We start from the raw sequence: 19444 nt of genomic DNA, 5'->3' as shown, positions 1-19444 counted from the left end.
CTCGCCGACGCGCGAGCGTCAATGTCGTGCCGATAGCAGAGTGTCGACGCCGTAGGCTTGCGCGAGACTGGACAGTCCCGCAGGCAGGTTGACGATGGAAAGCGGCGTGCCGCGGGCGGTCGCCGCGCGCTGCCATGCGAGCAGCACGGCGAGCGCCGACGAATCGAACTGCGTGAGCGGCGCGCAATCGACAGCCGTCGCGCCGCCGCCGATGCGCGCAAGACCCGCCGCGAGCGCGGCTTTCGCGCTCGCGTGGGTCAGCGTGGCGCCTGTTTCGAACGTATTGGCCGACGTATTGGCCGACGACGTCGTCACCGGCGCGGTCGAAAAGTTGTTCACGACTGTTTGCCGTTCGCCAGTTGCTGGTTGCGTGCCGTGAGGAACTGGATCAGACCGTCGACGCCGTTCTTCTGGATCTGCTCGTTGAACTGCTGCTGGTACGCCTGGATCAGCCATGCGCCGAGCACGTTCAGGTCATACACGCGCCAGCCTTGCGCCGTCTTGTACAGACGGTAGTCGAGCTCGACGGGCGAACCGTTGTTCATCACGACCGAGCGCACGACGACGTCGGTGTCTTCCGGGCTCGCGCGGAACGGCTTGTACTGGATCTCCTGGTCCTTCACCTGCGCGAGCGCGCCCGAGTAAGTGCGGATCAGCAGCGTCTTGAACTGCTCGACGACGGCGTTCTGCTGCTCCGGCGTCGCGGTGCGCCAGTTGCGGCCCATCGCCAGCTGCGTCGTGCGGCGGAAGTCGGTGTACGGGAGGATCTTTTCGTTCACGAGCTTCGTGACGGCAGAGATGTTCCCGGTCTGGATCGTCTTGTCGGCGCGCACTGCGTCGATCACCTGCTGCGTGACCGTCTTGACCATCACGTCGGGATTGCTCGTATCGACAGCTTGTGCGGACGCTGCGCCGCCGAACGCAAAAAGAGCTGCAAAAAACGGGATAAAGAAGAAGAATTTTTTCATTTCCAGTCCTGCCAAAAAAATAAGCTTAACCTTGGAGGCGACGATACCACGCGAGTTCAGCCGCAATCCACGTGCAAACTGCGAGAGTCGTATCCGAGTGTTACGGTAGCCCAACGGGCGACTCTCAATTGTCTGACATTAGCGCAATTTCAGCGACGGATAGCCGAAATGCGCGGGCGGCACGATCTGGCCGCCGGGGACGGTCGGCGGCACCTCGGGAGACGTCGGCTGCGCGCCCGAGGCCGGTTCGGCGCCGCCTGCCGTCGCGCCCGAAGCCGCTTGCGGCGCGGACGCGGGCGCAGCGGGCTTCGCGGCCGCTCCCGCGCCCGGCGCGGCGCCAGCCGCCGGCGCTGCCGCCGCTGCGCCGCCATCGACGTCTTCGTACTTCGGCGGCGGCGCTTCGTTGCCGTAGTCCGGCAGGCCCGTCGCCGCGCTCCCATCCGACAGCAGATAGCGGCGGCGCTGCAGGTACGCATTCCGCACAAACGAGTATTTGTCGAGCGCCGCGCCTTCGAGCACGTCGCTCGCGCCCAGCAGGTTCGCGCGCACGTTGACGAGGTTCAGGCCATAGAGCGCCCAGCTCACGCTGTCGGGCTTCACGTAAGTCAGCGGATTAATGAAGTAGTTGCCCACCATGCCGACGCCGTCACGCACCGTGCTCGGCCCGAACAGCGGCAGCACGAGATACGGTCCCGACGGCACGCCGTAATGACCGAGCGTCAGGCCGAAGTCGTTGTCGTGCTTCGGCAGCTTCGCAATCGTCGCGACGTCGAACAGGCCGCCGACACCAAAGACCGTGTTGATCACGATCCGCATGATGTCCGACACGCCATCGGCGATCTTCAGCTGCAACAGGTTGTTCGCGGCGATGTACACGTCGCCGATGTTCGAGAAGAAGTTCGTCACGCTATCGCGCACCGGCTGCGGCGTCACGAACACGTAGCCCTTCGCGACGGGCTTCACGGCGTACTGGTCGACCGTGTCGTTGAAGGTGAAGATCGTGCGGTTGAAACCTTCGAGCGGATCTTCCTTCGTCGGATTCTGAACGGTTGCACAACCTGCGAGCATCGTCGCGGCGAGCGTGAGCGCCGCGACACGTCGGCGTGTCGTCGTCATTTCTTGTTCTCCTTATTGACCGGACGCGCTCGAAGCAGCCGCAGCCGGAGCCGCGGGAGCCGGCGCTCCGGGCGCGGGCGCCGCAGCAGACGCACCGGGTTTGGCGGCCCCCGAATCCGCCGCCTTGCTATAGAGGAACTGCCCGATCAGATTCTCCAGGACGATGGCCGACTGGGTCATCGTGATCGTGTCGCCGGCTTTCAGCATTTCGCTGTCGCCTCCCGGCTCGAGACCGATGTATTGCTCACCCAGCAAGCCCGCCGTCAGAATCTTCGCGGACGTGTCCTTCGGAAACTGATATTGCTTGTCGATATCGAGCGTCACGACCGCCTGATATGAGTTGGTGTCGAAGCCGATCGACGCCACGCGGCCCACCGTCACGCCCGCGCTCTTGACGGGCGCGCGCGGCTTGAGTCCGCCGATATTGTCGAATTTCAGCTTGACGGGATACGTCGCCTGAAACGACAGCGAGCTCATGTTGCCGGCCTTCAGCGCGAGGAACAGCAGCGCGATGAACCCCAGCACCACGAACAGACCGACCCAGAAATCGAGAGCAGTTTTTTTCATCGTCATCCCAAAGAGAATCTGTCGCAGCGGCGTGACACCCGTGCGGCGCCGTTCGATCTGCGCGCCGCATCGCGGTTCACACCGCGCAAAGTCTTGGCTGAATACCGCCTAGCTGAACATCAGAGCGGTCAGCAGGAAATCGAGACCGAGCACCGCGAGCGACGCATAGACGACCGTCTTCGTCGTCGCGCGCGACACGCCTTCCGGCGTGGCTTTCGCTTCGTAGCCCTGGTAGAGGGCGATGAACGTCACCGCGAAGCCGAACACGATGCTCTTGATCACGCCGTTGCCGACGTCGCGATATGCATCGACGCCGCTTTGCATCTGCGACCAGAACGAGCCCGCATCGACGCCGATCATCAGCACGCCCACGATGTAGCCGCCCAGCACGCCGACGGCGCTAAAGATCGCCGCGAGCACCGGCATCGCGATGATGCCCGCCCACAAGCGCGGCGCGACGACCACCTTGAGCGGATCGACGGCCATCATTTCCATTGCCGTCAGTTGCTCGCCCGCCTTCATCAGGCCGATTTCAGCCGTCAGCGACGTGCCCGCACGCCCCGCAAACAGCAGCGCCGTCACGACGGGCCCGAGTTCGCGCACGAGCGACAGCGCGACGAGCAAGCCGAGCGCCTGCTCGGAACCATAGCGGTTGAGCGTGTAATAGCCCTGCAGCCCAAGCACGAAGCCCACGAACAGCCCCGACACTGCGATGATCACCAGCGAATAATTGCCGACGAAGTGGATCTGCTTCGTGACAAGACGCGGACGGCGCAGCAGCGGGAAAAATTCCAGCACGAGGCGCACGAACATGCGAGTTGCATAACCCGTCTGACCGAGTCCGCAGAGGACGGTACGACCGATGGTGCTGATCATGCGCGGCCTCCGCCAATGCCGAAATCCGCTGCGAGCGGCGTGCTGCTCGGGTAGTGAAACTTGAACGGACCGTCGGGCGCGCCGTCGATGAACTGGCGCACGGTGGGATCGGTCGACTCGCGCAGTTCTGCGGGGGTGCCTTCGGCGAGAACGCCGCCATTCGCGAGGAAGTAGACGTAATCGGCAATCGCGAACGATTCGGGAACGTCGTGCGTGACGAGGATGGACGTGGCGCCGAGCGCCTGATTCAGCGCGCGGATCAGATTCGCGGTGACGCCGAGCGAGATGGGGTCCAGACCGGCAAACGGCTCGTCGTACATCATCAGTTCGGGATCGAGCGCGATTGCGCGGGCAAGCGCGACGCGGCGCGCCATGCCGCCCGAAATCTCCGATGGCGCGAGATCGCGCGCGCCGCGCAGGCCGACCGCGTTCAGCTTCATCAGCACGAGGTCGCGGATCAGTTCTTCGGGGAGATCGGTGTGCTCGCGCAGCGCGAAGGCGACGTTCTCGAACACCGACATGTCGGTGAACAGCGCGCCGAACTGGAACAGCATGCCCATCTTGCGGCGCAGCGCGTACAGGCCGTCGCGCGTCTGCGCGCCGAGGTCCTGTCCGTGGAACAGCACCTGGCCGCGCTTCGCGCGCACGAGGCCGCCGATCAGCCGCAGCACGGTGGTCTTTCCGCACCCCGATCCGCCCATGACCGCGACCACCTGGCCGCGTTTGAAGCGCAGATTCAGGTTTGACAGGACGAGGCGCTCGCCATAGCCGAAGTCGACGTCGCGCAGCTCGAGAAGGGTCTCGGAAGAGGATGGCACGTAACGGTCAGTCCTTTTACACGGAAGGCCGAATTATAGGGCCTTCGTGCAAACCCTGCCTTGACGGCGCCACGATTTAACCTTTCGAACCCTTCTCCCAACCTTTGGACTACGCGAAGGCCTGCTGCAATGATGCAACCGCGGCAGCGGGATCGGCGGCTTCCGTCACAGCGCGCACCACGGCCGCGCTTTTCACGCCCGTCGAGAGCACTTGCGGCAGCACATCGCCGCTGATGCCGCCGATCGCGACGAGCGGCACGACGCGATCCAGCAATTTCACGTAGCGCGCGAGCCTTGCGAGACCTTGCGGCGCCGTCGGCATCGCCTTCGTCGTGGTCGGGAACACGGCGCCAAGCGCGATGTAGCTCGGACGGAAATGCAGCGCCGCCAACATCTCGTAGTAGCCGTGCGTCGAGAGGCCGAGGCGCACGCCCGCTGCCGCGAGCGCGTGCAGGTCGGCCGTGTGCACGTCTTCCTGGCCGAGGTGCACGCCGTAAGCGCCCGCGTCGATGGCGGCCTGCCAGTGATCGTTGATGAACACTTGTGCGTCGTGCTCGCGGCCCGCCGCGACAGAGCGCGCGATTTCCTTTTTCAGCTCGTCGGGTTCGGCCGTCTTGCGGCGCAACTGCACCGTCTTCACGCCGAAGCCGGTTACGCGTTCGACCCACTCCGCCGTCGGCAGCACGGAATAGAGGCCGAGCGCGTCCGGGCACGCGGCGAACGGTTGCGCGGGCGCGTCGGGCAAACCGGCGACGCGCGGAAAGCGCGACAGATCGCACGGCCATGCATCGTCGGATTGGGTCTCATCGCCGTCGCGCCATGCGAGCGCGAGCACCAGCGCATCATGCGGATCGAAGCCGCAATCGAGAAACGCCGCGAGCGCGGGAATCCAGTCTTCGGCCAGATGGCCTTCGAGCTGATAGCGCACGCCGCCCAGGTGCAGCACCGCGCGGCCCGCGGCCGCTTCGATCACGCCCGCACCCTGCGTCATCCAGCGCGCGATCTGCTCGCCGTGCTGCTGCAGATCGGCGACGACGATCAGATCGCCGCCGTTCGCGTCATCGGGCGCCGTCAGGCAGATGCGCCAGTTGACGTGCGTCGGGGGCCAGTCGCCGAGACGCGCGCGGATGCGCTCGACCGCTTCCGTGAGTTCGTCGGCGGGCGGCCAGAACAGGTCGCGGCCCCCGAGTTTCAGGGTTTCGGTCATGCTGCGGCGCTCCCATCCTGGTGCCAGAACGGCATGCCGACGACGGGCGTGCTCGCATGGGCGGTTTCACGTTCGGCCATCGGGCCGGCCAGATAAGCCTCGCGGCCCGCTTCGACGCCCAGCGCGAACGCGCGCGCCATGGTCTCGGGGTGCGTCGCCTGCGACACTGCCGTGTTCAGCAGCACGCCGTCGAAGCCCCACTCCATCACCTGGCTCGCATGCGACGGCACGCCGAGCCCCGCGTCGACGATCAGCGGCACGCCGGGCAGACGCTCGCGCAGCACGCGCAAGCCATACGGATTCAGCACGCCTTTCCCGGTGCCGATGGGCGCGCCCCACGGCATCAGCGCGTCGCAGCCGGCATCGAGCAGGCGCCTGCCGATCACGAGGTCTTCGGTGCAATACGGCAGCACCTTGAAGCCATCCTTGACCAGTTGCGCGGCCGCTTCGATCAGGCCGACGGGATCGGGCTGCAGCGTGTAGTCATCGCCGATCAGCTCGAGCTTGATCCAGTCGGTCTCGAAGATCTCGCGCGCCATGTGCGCCGTCGTGACCGCCTCGCCGACCGTCTGGCATCCCGCCGTGTTCGGCAGCAGCGGCACGCCGTGGCGCTTGATCAGATCGAAGAAACCGGCTTCCGCGCCGCCCTCGCTCATCTGCCGGCGCAGCGCGATCGTCACCATGCCCGGTTTCGCCGCCGCGATCGAATCCGACAGCGACTGCAGCGACGGATAGCGTGATGTGCCCAGCAGCACGCGGCTCTGGAAGGTTTCGCCGTACAGCGTGAGCGCGTCGGCGGGGGCCAGCGCGGATGGGTTCGCGTGTGAGTTCATGCGTGTGTCCTTGGCTTGTGTCAGCTGCTTGTGTCTCGCCTGCTTGTGGCACCTGCCTGTGGCATCTGCCTGTGGCATCTGCCTGTGCCACCTGCCTGTGTCACCTGCCTGTGTCACCTGCCTGTGTCACCTGCCTGTGTCACCTGCCTGTGTCACCTGCCTGTGTCACCTGCTCGTGGCACCTGGCTGTGCCACCTGCTCATGCCACTTGCGGCAGGCAGGGCGGCGTCTCGCCCGTCGTCAGCCGCCCGCGACGGGGTGCACGACGTCGAGCTTGTCGCCTGCCTGCAAGGCGCGCGCGGCATGCTGCGCGCGCGCGACGAAATTGCCGTTCAGCGCGACGGCGAACGGCGGCCGCGCGCCGAAAGCGTTGAGCGCATCGGCGACCGTCGCGCCCTCGGGCAGCGACAGCGGCTTCTGGTTGATCTGGATATCCATGTCTTTCGTTCAAACGTTGAGAGAGGCGGCCGGCTGGGCATCGCCATGGACCTGCCCGCGATCCAGCTGGAACAGCTCGCTCCAACGCGCGTTGCTGCGCCAGTCGGCGAAAGCGTCTTCATCGGCGACGCGGCCATCCAGCAGCGCCGATGCAAAGCGCACCGCTTCGCCTGCGACTTCGGGGACGATCATGTATCCGTGCCGGTACAGCCCGTTCACGCGCAGCGTGCGCGCGCCGTCCCACATCAGGGCGGGACGATGGTCGGGCAGCGTCGGCCGGCACTGCGAATTCAGTTCGAGAATGCGCGCCTCGCCGAAAGCGGGGTGGACCGAGAACGCCGCGCTCAGCAATTCGAGCGCCGAGCGCACGCTGACGGGCGACATGTCCTCGCCCTCCACTTCCGTCGCGCCGATCACGTACAGATCGTTCTCCTTCGGCGCGATATAGAGCGGATAGCGCGGATGCAGCAGCCGCACCGGGCGCGTCAGGCCGATGCCGGGCGCGCGCACGCGCGCGACCTCGCCGCGAATGCCGCGCAGCGTCGGCATGACCGGCTTCGCGCCGAGCCCGCGGCAATCGATCGTGATGCGCGCGGCCGGTAGCGCGTTGTCGTTAACGGTCGTGTTCCAGTGCGTCTCGACGCCGCGCGCCGCGAGGCCCGCCGCGAGCGCAGCCAGCAGTTGACGGTTGTCGAGCTGTCCCTCGTGCGGCAACAGCCAGCCCTGGTTGAAACGGCCGCCGAGCGCCGGTTCGGCCGCGCCGATCTGGGCGCCCGCCAGCGCCACGAGGCCGCCGTCGAGCAGTTCGGCGGGCGCATTCGCGCGCAGGCGGCGCTCGAACAGCGGCGCTTCGGCGCGATCGCTGTGATGCCAGACGATCAGCGAGCCGGTGCGCTGGAAAAACACGCGCTCGGGCAACTGGTCGAGCAGCGTCGGCCACGTTTCCAGCGACGCCGCGCCCAGCCGCGTAATCAGCAGTTCGGCGCTGGCCGCCTCGGCGAGCGGCGCGAGCATGGCCGCAGCGACCCACGCGGCCGCCTGCGAGCCCGACGCATCGCCGCGCTCGTACAGCGCGACGCGATACCCGTCGCCCGCAAGCTGCCAGGCGACGAGACGCCCGCACAGCCCGCCGCCGATCACGGCGAAATCCGGTTGAGCAGAGATCGTCATCGCGCGGCTCCCCGGCGCGCCGCAAACGGCGCACGCATGACGAAGCAACCGGCGGAAGCCGGGCCAACGAAGCAAATAACTGAAGAATGAGCGGTCATCGAATCCTTTCCGTACGGCAGACGTGCGCACGTACCCAAGGACGAAACCGGCGGGCGAGGCCGGCCGGGCATGGGCGTTCACGGTTGAACGGGAACGCCGCCCAGCGGAAGGAGAACTTCCAGGAAAAACTTCCCGAAAACTTCCCGCGCCGGTATTACCCGGATCGGGTGCGAAGGGTCTCTCTCAGCCTCGCTGCAACGACTGCTTGCGCACGAAGCACCCCTGTTTCGTCCGGACCATTAGACCATAAAAGCCGCGCGCGCCGCAAACCCGGAAGGAACGCAATCGGCCGGGGCTTATTTTCGATTTGTCGTGGTATTCGCCGCGTCTGGCACAATGGCACGCGTCAATGCGGACGGAGTCACGCCCCGCTGTCAGGCCGCTGCCCGGCTACGGGCGGTGAACTCGCGGCGCTGCGCATCGTCTGCTTAAGTTCAGATTAAGCCGCTGCCGGGACAATCGCAGCCCGAGCCGCACCGCGACGAAGCGCGACACAAAACCGCATTTCGAAGGCACCGCGCCGCCACTCGCGACGACCGTTTGAAAGGACGCATATGGCCAACAACTCGACCAGCTCCGCGGACATCACCGCGTGGGGTCTCATCAAGCCCTACTGGGTCTCCGAGGACAAATGGAAAGCGTGGGGACTCCTCGCGCTCGTCATTGCGATGAACATGACGATGGTCGCGGCCAACGTCTGGTTCAACACCTGGCAGCGCACGTTCTTCGACGCGATCCAGCAATACAACTACCCCGTCTTCAAGTATTCGCTGCTGCAGTTCACCGTCATCGCGCTCGCGTTGATCCTGCTCGGCTCGTACCGCACGTACTTCCGCCAGATGCTCGAATTCCGCTGGCGGCAATGGCTCACGAACCGCTATCTGAACGAATGGCTCGGCGACCGCGCGTACTACCGGATCGAACGCGACAGCCTCGCCGACAACCCCGACCAGCGTGTGTCCGCCGACCTGCAAGGGCTCGCCAGCACGACGCTGAATCTGTCGCTGGGCCTGCTGTCGACCACCGTCACGCTGTTCTCGTTCATCGTGATCCTGTGGAACCTGTCGGGCGCGCTGTCGTTCAACCTCCTCGGCACGCAGATGTCGATCCCCGGCTACATGGTGTGGGTCGCGCTGATCTACGCGGCGCTCGGCTCGTGGGTCACGCACAAGGTGAACCACCCGCTCGTGTCGATCAACTACCAGCAGCAGCGCGTCGAGGCAGATTTCCGTTTCTCGCTGATCCGCATCCGCGAGAACGCCGACCAGATCGCGCTGTACCAGGGCGAGCCGTCGGAAGAGCGCGCGCTCAAGGGCGTGTTCGGTCATATCCGCGACAACTGGCGTCTGATCATGCGCTTCACGCGGCGCTTCAACATCGTCGTGATCAGCTACTCGCAACTGGCCATCGTCTTTCCGTATATCGCGGCCGCGCCGAAGTATTTTTCGAAGAGCATCTCGTTCGGTGTCTATCAGCAGCTGACGGGCGCGTTCGGCACGGTCAGCGATTCGTTTTCGTGGTTCATCAACAATTACGATTCGCTCGCCGAATGGCGCGCCACGGTCAACCGTCTGCGGGAATTCAATCGCGTGATGCGCTCGCAGCATCTGCATGAATCGGTGGTCGAAGGCACCGCGCACGGCGGCATCAACATTCACCTCACCGACACCGATTCGCTCGACGTGACGAACCTGGGCCTTCAGCGCCCGAACGGCGAAGCAATGGCGAACATCGGCTCGTTCCGCATCGCGCCGAAGTCGCGCTGGCTCGTGCGCGGTCCGTCGGGCGCGGGCAAGAGCACGCTGATGCGCACGCTCGCGGGCTTGTGGCCGTTCGGCGAAGGCACGATCGAGATGCCCGCCGGCGCGAAGCTGCTCTTCGTTCCGCAGCGAAGCTACCTGCCCATCGGCACGCTGAAGGCCGCGCTCTGCTATCCGTCGGAGGCGTCCGCGTTCTCCGATGAAGCGTGCCGCGAAGTGCTCACCGTCTGCCGCCTGGCGGAGTTCGCGGACCGTCTCGGCGAAGCGGCGCATTGGGAGCGGTCGCTGTCGCCGGGTGAGCAGCAGCGCCTCGCCGCAGCGCGCGCGTTGCTGCAAAAGCCCGATTTCCTGTTCCTCGACGAAGCGACGAGCGCGCTCGATCCGGACAACGAAAGCATCATCTACAACGCGCTGATCGAGCGTCTGCCGAATGCGGCGATCGTCAGCGTCGCGCATCGCAAGACGCTCGAATCGTTCCACGATCAGACGCTGTTCGTCGAGCGCGCCGTCGAGCGCGTGGCCGCATGAGCGACGCGCCGTTCGATCGCGTGATGCTCGTCACTGGCGCGGGCGCCGGGATCGGCGCCGCGCTCGCCCGGCGGATTGCCGCGCCGCGTGTCGCGCTGATGCCGCATGCGCGCGGCGCGGACGCGGCATCTCGCGAACGGCTGGAGCAGGTCGCGGCCACCTGCGCATCGAGCGGCGCAACGTGCTCGACGGTCTACGGCGCGGGCCGAGCGCGAACAATGCGGCCGCGTGAGCACGCGCGGCCGAAGTAACGCCGCTCGGGAAGATCGCCGAGCCGCCGACATCGCCGCGCTGATCGCATTTCTGCTCTCCGACGAGCCGCGTCATATCACTGGACAAGTGATTCATATCGACGGCGGGCTGACGCTCGGCTGATCGAAGTGCCGCGTGGGAACGCCTGCTTGTTCGTTCGTCTCGAAACGCACCCTCTACGCCCGTCGATGCGTTTTCCGCGCAAAGTCGCGAACGGCGTGTGCTTTCGCTTCGACACGCGCGTGACGGCGCTCGAACGGATTGCGTCGCGGCCCGCGCCGCACTTCACGCGTAGACGACAGGCACGCTCGCCAGCGACCGATAGCGCGCGCCGTTGCGGGCCAATGTGCTCGAATACAGCGTCAGCGAATCGAACTGCGCCATCAGTTCGCCTTGCAACTCGGTTGCGGGACCGACGGCCGCTGCGTCGTGCCGATATCGCGCGAGCGTCACATGTGGCCGGAAAGTGCGGGCATCGACGGGCAAGCCGAGCGCGATCATCGACGAGCGCACGCGCCAGTCCAGTGCGACGAACTCATCGGACATCGCGAGCGTCGCGACCGTCAGACGCGGATGCGATGCGCGCGGCCAATGCTCGATCTTCGTGACGGGGGTGAGTTGCAGCGGCACCGTCTCGCGCGTCAGTGCGTCGATCAGCGCCGCGCTTTTCTCGTGCGGCAGCACGCCGATGAACGTCACGGTCAGATGCAGTTGTTCGTAAGGCACGCGGCGCGCCGTCGATGGAACGGCGATCGACGTGAGCGCATCGCGCGTCGCGGCATCGGGCACGAGCGCGATGAAGCAGCGCTGATAGTCTTGCTGCGTGTCCTGCCCGGCCGGCGCGCCGTTCGCGGACGCATTGTCGAATGCCGCGTCTGCGCTTTCTTCTGGATCAGGCTGCGGATCGGTGCGTTGCATCGTTCTGTCTCCGTACGCTTTCCCGCTCATCGACACATTATCGCCTGATGCAAAGAAAAAACCGGGTCGCTCTTGCGAGCGCCCGGTTTTTGTCCTGCTTCGACTGCTGTGCGGTACGGTTTAATGCGTCCGCGTCTGTCTCCCCTTACTCTGTCCTCTGTCGACCGGAGTTGGCGCTTTAGCTGTCGGCTGGAGTTAGTGCTTTAGCACTGACTCCGGTCCCATGCAGAGCGGTCGACCGGAGTTGGCGCTTTAGCTGTCGGCCGGAGTTGGCGCTTTAGCGCTTACTCCGGTCCCACGCAGAGCGGTCGGCCGGAGTTAGTGCTTTAGCACTGACTCCAGCCCCCGTGCAGAGCACGTACTCCCGTCCCACGCATAGCGCATTGGGAACAGCGAGCCGCGCGATGCATGCCGCGCGGCCACGCCCGAACGCGACACTTAACGCGGCAGCTCCGAGTGCCCCATCAGGTACGCATCGACGGAACGCGCGCACTGGCGGCCTTCGCGGATCGCCCACACGACGAGCGACTGGCCACGGCGCATATCGCCTGCCGTGAACACCTTGTCGACGGACGTGTAATAGGCCTTGTCGCCTTCCGTCGACGCGCGCACGTTGCCGCGCGCATCCTTGTCCACGCCGAACGCCTCCAGCACGGGCGAAACCGGCTGCGTGAAGCCCATCGCGAGCAGCACGAGATCGGCCTTCATTTCGAACTCGGAGCCCGGCACTTCCTGCATCTTGCCGTCCTTCCACTCGACGCGCGCCGCGATCAGCTTCTCGACCTTGCCGTTCTTGCCCTCGAAGCGCTTCGTCGCGACAGCCCAGTCGCGCTCGCAGCCTTCCTCATGCGACGACGACGTGCGCAGCTTCACCGGCCAGTACGGCCACACGAGCGGCTTGTTTTCCTCTTCCGGCGGTTGCGGCAGCAGCTCGAACTGCGTGACGCCCTTCGCGCCATGACGGTTCGACGTGCCGACGCAGTCGGAACCCGTATCGCCGCCGCCGATCACGACGACATGCTTGCCCTTCGCGAGCAGTTGATCGGCCACCTTGTCGCCCGCGTTGATCTTGTTCTGCTGCGGCAGGAACTCCATCGCGTAGTGGATGCCCGCGAGTTCGCGGCCCGGCACGGGCAGATCGCGCGGCGTTTCGGAGCCGCCCGTCAGGATCACCGCGTCGAACTGTTCCTTCAACTGGTCTGGCGTGATCGTTTCCTTCGCCGTGTTGGCGATGTGCGCCGGAATCGCGTCCTTGCCGACGAACACGTTCGCGCGGAACGTCACGCCTTCGGCTTCCATCTGGCGCATGCGGCGGTCGATCAGCCACTTCTCCAGCTTGAAATCGGGGATGCCGTAACGCAGCAGGCCGCCGATGCGGTCGTTCTTTTCGAACACCGTCACGTCATGACCGGCGCGCGCGAGTTGCTGCGCGGCGGCGAGACCCGCCGGGCCCGAACCGACGATCGCGATCTTCTTGCCCGTCTTGTGCTTCGGCGGCTGCGGTGCGACCCAGCCTTCGGTCCACGCCTTGTCGATGATCGCGTGCTCGATCGACTTGATGCCGACCGGGTCGTCGTTGATGCCGAGCGTACACGCCGCTTCACACGGCGCCGGGCAGATGCGGCCCGTGAATTCGGGGAAGTTGTTCGTCGAGTGCAGGACTTCGATCGCGTTCTTCCAGTCCTGGCGGAACACCAGATCGTTGAAGTCCGGGATGATGTTGTTCACCGGGCAGCCGTTGTTGCAGAACGGGATGCCGCAGTCCATGCAACGGGCGCCTTGAATCTTCGCTTCGTCGTCGGTCAGCGCCGAGACGAATTCCTTGTAATGCTTCACGCGCGTGAGGGGTGCTTCGTACGCCTCGTGGCGGCGTTCGAACTCGAGAAAACCGGTTGCCTTGCCCATGTGGTTCTCTATGTCTATCTGAATCGGTGAGGGGATCGGCGCCCGCCGCCTGCGTTTTCGTTCGCAGGCGGCGAGTGCGCTTCGTTATGTCGTGAGCGGGTTTATCGGGAAACGATCAGGCCGCGAGCACTTCCTTGCTGGCCTTCTTCGCGCCCATTTCGCCCAGCGCGCGCTTGTATTCGGTCGGGAACACCTTCACGAACTGACGGCGCGACGCATCCCAGTTTTCGAGCAGCGCCTTTGCGCGCGGCGAACCCGTGAACTGGAAGTGACGTTCGATGAGCCCCTTGAGCAGCGCTTCGTCGGTCTGGCCCGTGTGCCACAGCGCCTTGTCGACCGTGCGTTCCTGCTCGGCCTGTTGCAGCACCGGCTCGAGCGCGACCATCGACTTGTTGCACTTCGCGGCGAACGTGCCGTCCGGGTCGTACATGTAAGCGATGCCGCCCGACATGCCCGCCGCGAAGTTGCGGCCCGTCTCGCCGAGCACGATGACCGTGCCGCCCGTCATGTATTCGCAGCCGTGGTCGCCCGTGCCTTCGACGACTGCCGTCGCGCCCGAGTTGCGCACGCAGAAGCGCTCGCCCGCGACGCCGCGGAAGAACGATTCGCCTTCGATTGCGCCATACATCACCGTGTTGCCGATGATGATGTTCTCTTCGGACTTGCCGCGGAAATCGTTGGTCGGACGCACGATGATGCGGCCGCCTGACAGGCCCTTGCCGACATAGTCGTTGCCGTCGCCGACGAGATCGAGCGTGACACCCTTCGCGAGGAACGCGCCGAAGCTCTGGCCCGCCGTGCCCTTCAACTGGATGTGCAACGTGTCGTCGGGCAGGCCGTCGTGGCCGTACTTCTTCGCGATCGTGCCGGACAACATCGCACCGACCGTACGGTTCACGTTGCGCACCGGCTGGATGAACGACACGTGCTCGCCCTTCTCGATCGCGGCCTTCGCCTTTTCGATCAGCGTGTGATCGAGCGCGCGGTCCAGACCGTGATCCTGCGATTCGACGTGCAGACGCGCGACGCTCGCCGGAACGTTCGGCTGATAGAACACGCGCGAGAAGTCGAGACCCTTCGCCTTCCAGTGCTCGATGCCCTTCTTCATATCGAGGAATTCGCTGTGGCCGATCAGGTCGTCGAACTTGCGCACGCCCAGTTGCGCCATGATTTCGCGCACTTCCTCGGCGATGAAGAAGAAGAAGTTCACGACGTGTTCCGGCTGGCCCTGGAATTTCGCGCGCAGCACGGGGTCTTGCGTCGCGACGCCGACCGGGCACGTGTTCAGGTGGCACTTGCGCATCATGATGCAGCCTTCGACGACGAGGGGCGCCGTCGCAAAGCCGAATTCATCCGCGCCAAGCAGCGCGCCGATCACGACGTCGCGGCCCGTCTTCATCTGGCCGTCGGCCTGCACGCGGATACGGCCGCGCAGCTGGTTCAGCACCAGCGTTTGCTGCGTTTCCGCGAGGCCCAGTTCCCACGGCGTGCCTGCGTGCTTGATCGACGACAGCGGCGATGCGCCCGTGCCGCCATCGTGGCCCGCGATCACGACGTGATCGGCCTTCGCCTTCGCGACACCCGCAGCGACCGTGCCGACGCCCACTTCCGACACGAGCTTCACCGAAATGCTCGCCGACGAGTTCGCGTTCTTCAGATCGTGAATGAGCTGCGCGAGGTCTTCGATCGAGTAGATGTCGTGGTGCGGCGGCGGCGAAATCAGGCCGACGCCCGGCACCGAGTAACGCAGCTTGCCGATGTACTCCGACACCTTGTGGCCCGGCAACTGGCCGCCTTCGCCCGGCTTCGCGCCTTGCGCCATCTTGATCTGGATCTGGTCCGCCGACGCGAGGTATTCCGCCGTCACGCCAAAACGGCCCGACGCGACCTGCTTGATCTTCGAGCGCAGCGAATCGCCGTCCTTCAGCGGGATGTCGACGACCACCTCATCGCCGAGGACGGTCTTCATCGTGTCGCCGTTCTTGATCGGGATGCCGCGCAGTTCGTTGCGATAGCGGTTTTCGTCTTCACCGCCTTCACCCGTGTTCGACTTGCCGCCGATACGGTTCATCGCGACAGCCAACGTCGCGTGCGCTTCCGTCGAGATCGAGCCGAGCGACATCGCGCCCGTCGCAAAGCGCTTGACGATTTCCTTCGCCGATTCGACTTCGTCGAGCGGAATCGCCTTCGACGGATCGACCTTGAATTCGAACAGGCCGCGGAACGTCATGTGACGCTTCGTCTGGTCGTTGATCAGATGCGCGTATTCCTTGTACGTCTGATACGAGTTGCTGCGCGCCGAGTGCTGCAGCTTCGCGATCGCATCGGGTGTCCACATATGGTCTTCGCCGCGCACGCGATACGCGTACTCGCCGCCCGCGTCGAGCATGTTCGCGAGAACGGGGCTCTCGCCGAACGCTTCGCGATGCAGGCGAATCGCTTCTTCGGCCACTTCGAACAGACCAATGCCGCCGACCTTCGACGCCGTGCCCTTGAAGTACTTGTTCACGAGGTCTTCGGCGAGACCGACCGCTTCGAAAATCTGCGCGCCCGTGTACGACATGTACGTCGAAATGCCCATCTTCGACATGACCTTTTGCAGGCCCTTGCCGACTGCCTTCGTGAAGTTGTAGACAGCCTTCTCCGCCGACAGGTCGCCCTTCATGCCCGCGGCCATCTGCGCGAGCGTTTCCATTGCGAGGTACGGATGCACGGCTTCCGCGCCGTAGCCCGCGAGCAACGCGAAGTGGTGCGTCTCACGCGCCGAGCCCGTCTCGACGACGAGGCCCGTGCTCGTGCGCAGACCTTGCTGCACGAGGTGCGTATGAATTGCGGACGTGGCGAGCAGCGCCGGAATCGCGACGTTGTCGCGGTCCGTCTTGCGGTCCGACACGATCAGCATGTTGTAGCCGGACTTGACGGCATCGACGGCTTCCGCGCACAGCGACGCAAGGCGCGCTTCGATGCCTTCCTTGCCCCAGCCAGCGGGATAGCAGATGTTCAGCTCGTACGAGCTGAACTTGCCGCCCGTGTACTGATCGATCGCGCGGATCTTCGCGATGTCCTTGAAGTCGAGCACCGGCTGCGACACTTCGAGACGCATCGGCGGGTTGATGTTGTTCGTGTCGAGCAGGTTCGGCTTCGGACCGACGAACGACACCAGCGACATCACCATGTTTTCGCGGATCGGGTCGATCGGCGGGTTCGTCACTTGCGCGAACAGCTGCTTGAAGTAGTGATAGAGCGTCTTGTTCTTGTTGGACATGACGGCGAGCGGCGAGTCGTTGCCCATCGAGCCGACTGCTTCTTCGCCTGCCTGCGCCATCGGCGCCATCAGAAACTTGAGGTCTTCCTGCGTGTAGCCGAACGCCTGCTGGCGGTCGAGCAGCGCAGCCGCTTCACGGCGCTCCGTGACGACGTCTTCCGCGCTCGGCTCGATTTCGTCGAGCTTGATGCGCACGGCGTCGATCCAGCTCTTGTACGGCTTCGCGTTCGCGAGGTTGTCCTTCAGTTCCTTGTCGTCGATGATGCGGCCGTGCTCCATGTCGATCAGGAACATCTTGCCCGGCTGCAGGCGCCACTTCTTGACGATCTTCGATTCGGGAATCGGCAGCACGCCCGCTTCCGACGCCATGATCACGAGATCGTCGTCGGTGATGATGTAGCGCGCCGGACGCAAGCCGTTACGGTCGAGCGTCGCGCCGATCTGGCGGCCATCGGTGAACGCGATCGCGGCGGGGCCGTCCCACGGCTCCATCATCGCGGCGTGGTATTCGTAGAACGCGCGGCGGTTGTCGTCCATCAGCGTGTGCTGTTCCCACGCTTCCGGAATCATCATCATCACCGCGTGGACGAGCGGGTAGCCCGCCATCACGAGCAGTTCGAGACAGTTGTCGAACGACGCCGTATCCGACTGACCCGGATAGATCAGCGGCCACAGCTTCGGCAGGTCGTCGCCGAGCACGTGCGACGCGATCGCGCCCGTGCGTGCGTTCAGCCAGTTGACGTTGCCCTTCACCGTGTTGATTTCGCCGTTGTGGGCGATCATCCGGTACGGGTGAGCCAGCTCCCACGCCGGGAACGTGTTGGTCGAGAAGCGCTGGTGCACGAGCGCCAGCGCCGACACGACGCGCTCGTCCTGCAGGTCGCGGTAGTACACGCCGACCTGGCCTGCCAGCAGCAGACCCTTGTAGACAACCGTGCGCGCCGAGCACGACGGCACGAAGTATTCCTTGCCGTGCTTGAGCTTGAGCGCCTGAATGCGGTGGCTCGCCGTCTTGCGGATGATGTACAGCTTCCGCTCGAGCGCGTCCGTCACCATGATGTCCTTGCCGCGGCCGATGAAGATCATGCGGATCAGCGGCTCGCTCGCCTTCACGGTCGGCGAAATCGGCATGTTGTGGTCGACGGGAACGTCGCGCCAGCCGAGCACGACCTGGCCTTCGGCCTTCACCGTGCGCTCCAGCTCCTGTTCACACGCGAGACGCGATGCATGCTCCTTCGGCAGGAAGATCATGCCGACGCCGTATTCGCCGGCGGGCGGCAGCGTCACGCCCTGCTTCGCCATTTCCTCGCGATAGAACGCATCCGGAATCTGGATCAGGATGCCCGCGCCGTCGCCCATCAGCGGATCGGCGCCGACGGCGCCCCGGTGATCGAGGTTCTCGAGGATCTTCAGGCCTTGCTGGATGATCTCGTGGCTCTTTTTGCCCTTGATATGCGCGACGAAGCCGACGCCGCATGCGTCGTGCTCGTTCTGCGGGTCGTAAAGACCCTGCGCGGCGGGAACCGTGGAAATCGGCTGCTGGTGGTCGTTCATGGGGACACCGTCTGTCAGGGGCCGTGGGGCCGTTAATCCATTTTCTTGTTGCCCGCAGTTTCAAGCTCAACTGCGCGGGCGGCCGCTTAGTCGTGCGACATGCGCGATATTGCAGTTGCACATTCGGACGCCGGAAGTCGAAATATACGCGACGAATCAAAGGAATAGCAAACAAAATCTGATGGTCGGGCCCCTATTATCAATGTGGTGCATTTTTCTTCAAATTAATTGGTTCCACATCAAAACAGGGCAAAAGAAAACGGCATTCGCAAATGCCGTTCGCTTTCTCTTGCTGCCGACAAACCCTTGATCCACAAAGGCTTTATTGGGTTTGCGGCGTCTCGCGGACCTTGCGCGGCCGGCCACGCGGCAGCGGCGACACGCGCCGGTTCGCCGCGCGCGCCGCCCACTCCCGATATGAGTCGCTGCCGAGCACCCAGCCCTTGAGCGTGGCCTGCTGGAGCTGGCTCGCTTCGCGTTCGTCGAGCGGTTGCTCGCACAGTTCGCGGTAAGCGCGCTGCCGTTCGAACGGCGTATTGCCGAGTGACCAGTACAAACGATGGTCGGTGATGAGACTGTCTAAGGTCAGGCCGATGTGATGCCGATAACTGGACCAGCGATAGTCTTCGGGCGTGCTCACCAGCTGGTTGCGCAGCGGCGACATTTCAACGACGCGGCTCGCGAGCAGGAAGTACTTCTCGCCTTCGATGACCGTCGCGCGATAACGGCCTTCCCACAACGTGCCGCGTCGCGAGTAACGACGGTTGAAGTGCGCGACGTAGCGCCGGCCGACTGCCTGCATTGCTTTCGGCAAGCTTGATTCGTCGGTGGGCGTGACGAGCAGTTGCACCGCGCCTGGCATCAGCGCGTATGCATGAACGGACAGATGGTGATCGCGCGAAGCCGCCTTCAGGCAATCGATGAACAGTTCGTAATCCTGGTCGTCGACGAATGCGGGCTGCTGGTCGAGTCCGCGCAGGATCACGTGCTGCGGCTGGTCGGGGACATAAAGACGTGCAAGCCGTGCCATGCTGGATTATCCAAAGTCGCGTTGGTACATACCCGAAGGTCCGAAAAGCTGCGCCGGCGCGGCCTCACGCGCAATGCGGGTCTGCCGGAAACAGCATAAAGCCCAGGCAGAACGCTCTAACGGGCGCCATGGTTTGTTTG

Annotated in this window: 15 protein-coding genes, 1 pseudogene and 1 riboswitch; of the genes and pseudogenes, 2 read left to right on the top strand and 14 right to left on the bottom strand. The window is 64.7% G+C overall.

What is annotated here, in order from left to right:
* Positions 1-18 precede the first annotated feature (18 nt).
* The 10 genes from VSR68_RS31235 to VSR68_RS31190 form a co-directional block, all read right to left on the bottom strand.
* Positions 19-339, bottom strand: coding sequence for an STAS domain-containing protein (locus VSR68_RS31235; protein ID WP_342943495.1), 321 nt, complete (start codon positions 337-339; stop codon positions 19-21).
* A complete protein-coding gene (locus tag VSR68_RS31230; protein ID WP_342943494.1) occupies positions 336-968 on the bottom strand; it encodes an ABC transporter substrate-binding protein in 633 nt (210 codons plus the stop codon). The genes VSR68_RS31235 and VSR68_RS31230 overlap by 4 nt, the downstream gene beginning before the upstream one ends.
* A gap of 138 nt (positions 969-1106) precedes the next feature.
* The gene (locus VSR68_RS31225) at positions 1107-2084 is read right to left on the bottom strand and encodes a VacJ family lipoprotein (RefSeq protein ID WP_342943493.1); all 978 of its coding nucleotides are present in this window, start codon (positions 2082-2084) and stop codon (positions 1107-1109) included.
* A 12-nt stretch (positions 2085-2096) separates the two neighbouring features.
* On the bottom strand, positions 2097-2651 hold the full coding sequence (gene mlaD / locus VSR68_RS31220) for an outer membrane lipid asymmetry maintenance protein MlaD (RefSeq protein WP_342943492.1): 555 nt from the start codon (positions 2649-2651) through the stop codon (positions 2097-2099).
* A 108-nt stretch (positions 2652-2759) separates the two neighbouring features.
* Positions 2760-3527: a lipid asymmetry maintenance ABC transporter permease subunit MlaE gene (gene mlaE, locus VSR68_RS31215; protein WP_342943491.1), complete on the bottom strand. Its 768-nt coding sequence runs from the start codon at positions 3525-3527 to the stop codon at positions 2760-2762.
* The gene (locus VSR68_RS31210; RefSeq protein ID WP_342937043.1) at positions 3524-4345 is read right to left on the bottom strand and encodes an ABC transporter ATP-binding protein; all 822 of its coding nucleotides are present in this window, start codon (positions 4343-4345) and stop codon (positions 3524-3526) included. Before VSR68_RS31210 ends, mlaE begins: the two co-directional genes overlap by 4 nt.
* Before the next feature lie 109 nt (positions 4346-4454).
* Positions 4455-5552, bottom strand: coding sequence for a thiamine phosphate synthase (gene thiE, locus VSR68_RS31205; protein WP_342943490.1), 1098 nt, complete (start codon positions 5550-5552; stop codon positions 4455-4457).
* Positions 5549-6385: a thiazole synthase gene (locus VSR68_RS31200; protein WP_342943489.1), complete on the bottom strand. Its 837-nt coding sequence runs from the start codon at positions 6383-6385 to the stop codon at positions 5549-5551. The genes thiE and VSR68_RS31200 overlap by 4 nt, the downstream gene beginning before the upstream one ends.
* Positions 6386-6625: 240 nt before the next feature.
* Positions 6626-6823: a sulfur carrier protein ThiS gene (gene thiS / locus VSR68_RS31195; protein ID WP_342937040.1), complete on the bottom strand. Its 198-nt coding sequence runs from the start codon at positions 6821-6823 to the stop codon at positions 6626-6628.
* Positions 6824-6832: 9 nt separating this feature from the next.
* Complete coding sequence (locus tag VSR68_RS31190; protein WP_342943488.1) at positions 6833-7993, bottom strand: FAD-dependent oxidoreductase; 1161 nt, start codon at positions 7991-7993, stop codon at positions 6833-6835.
* Positions 7994-8215: 222 nt separating this feature from the next.
* Positions 8216-8326: riboswitch (TPP riboswitch) on the bottom strand.
* Positions 8327-8646: 320 nt separating this feature from the next.
* Between VSR68_RS31190 and VSR68_RS31185 the strand changes: the two genes are divergently transcribed.
* Both VSR68_RS31185 and VSR68_RS31180 read left to right on the top strand, forming a co-directional pair.
* A complete protein-coding gene (locus VSR68_RS31185) occupies positions 8647-10380 on the top strand; it encodes an ABC transporter ATP-binding protein/permease (protein ID WP_342943487.1) in 1734 nt (577 codons plus the stop codon).
* Positions 10377-10755, top strand: a pseudogene (locus VSR68_RS31180) (SDR family oxidoreductase). Before VSR68_RS31185 ends, VSR68_RS31180 begins: the two are co-directional and overlap by 4 nt.
* 162 nt (positions 10756-10917) lie before the next feature.
* On the opposite strand, the gene thpR reads toward VSR68_RS31180, so the two are convergent.
* The 4 genes from thpR to VSR68_RS31160 form a co-directional block, all read right to left on the bottom strand.
* Positions 10918-11550, bottom strand: a complete 633-nt coding sequence (gene thpR / locus VSR68_RS31175; protein WP_342943486.1) for an RNA 2',3'-cyclic phosphodiesterase — start codon at positions 11548-11550, stop codon at positions 10918-10920.
* Positions 11551-11988: 438 nt separating this feature from the next.
* Complete coding sequence (locus VSR68_RS31170; RefSeq protein WP_342943485.1) at positions 11989-13455, bottom strand: glutamate synthase subunit beta; 1467 nt, start codon at positions 13453-13455, stop codon at positions 11989-11991.
* Positions 13456-13570: 115 nt separating this feature from the next.
* Positions 13571-18274: a glutamate synthase-related protein gene (locus VSR68_RS31165; RefSeq protein WP_342943484.1), complete on the bottom strand. Its 4704-nt coding sequence runs from the start codon at positions 18272-18274 to the stop codon at positions 13571-13573.
* Positions 18275-18596: 322 nt separating this feature from the next.
* Complete coding sequence (locus VSR68_RS31160; RefSeq protein WP_342943483.1) at positions 18597-19304, bottom strand: transposase; 708 nt, start codon at positions 19302-19304, stop codon at positions 18597-18599.
* Between the last annotated feature and the right edge of the window lie 140 nt (positions 19305-19444).

The sequence above is a fragment of the Paraburkholderia phymatum genome (genome assembly GCF_038900715.1).
GTDB classification, from domain to species: domain Bacteria; phylum Pseudomonadota; class Gammaproteobacteria; order Burkholderiales; family Burkholderiaceae; genus Paraburkholderia; species Paraburkholderia phymatum_A.
Note: the sequence above shows the minus strand (reverse complement) of the source record. Positions and strands in the feature narration are given on the sequence as shown.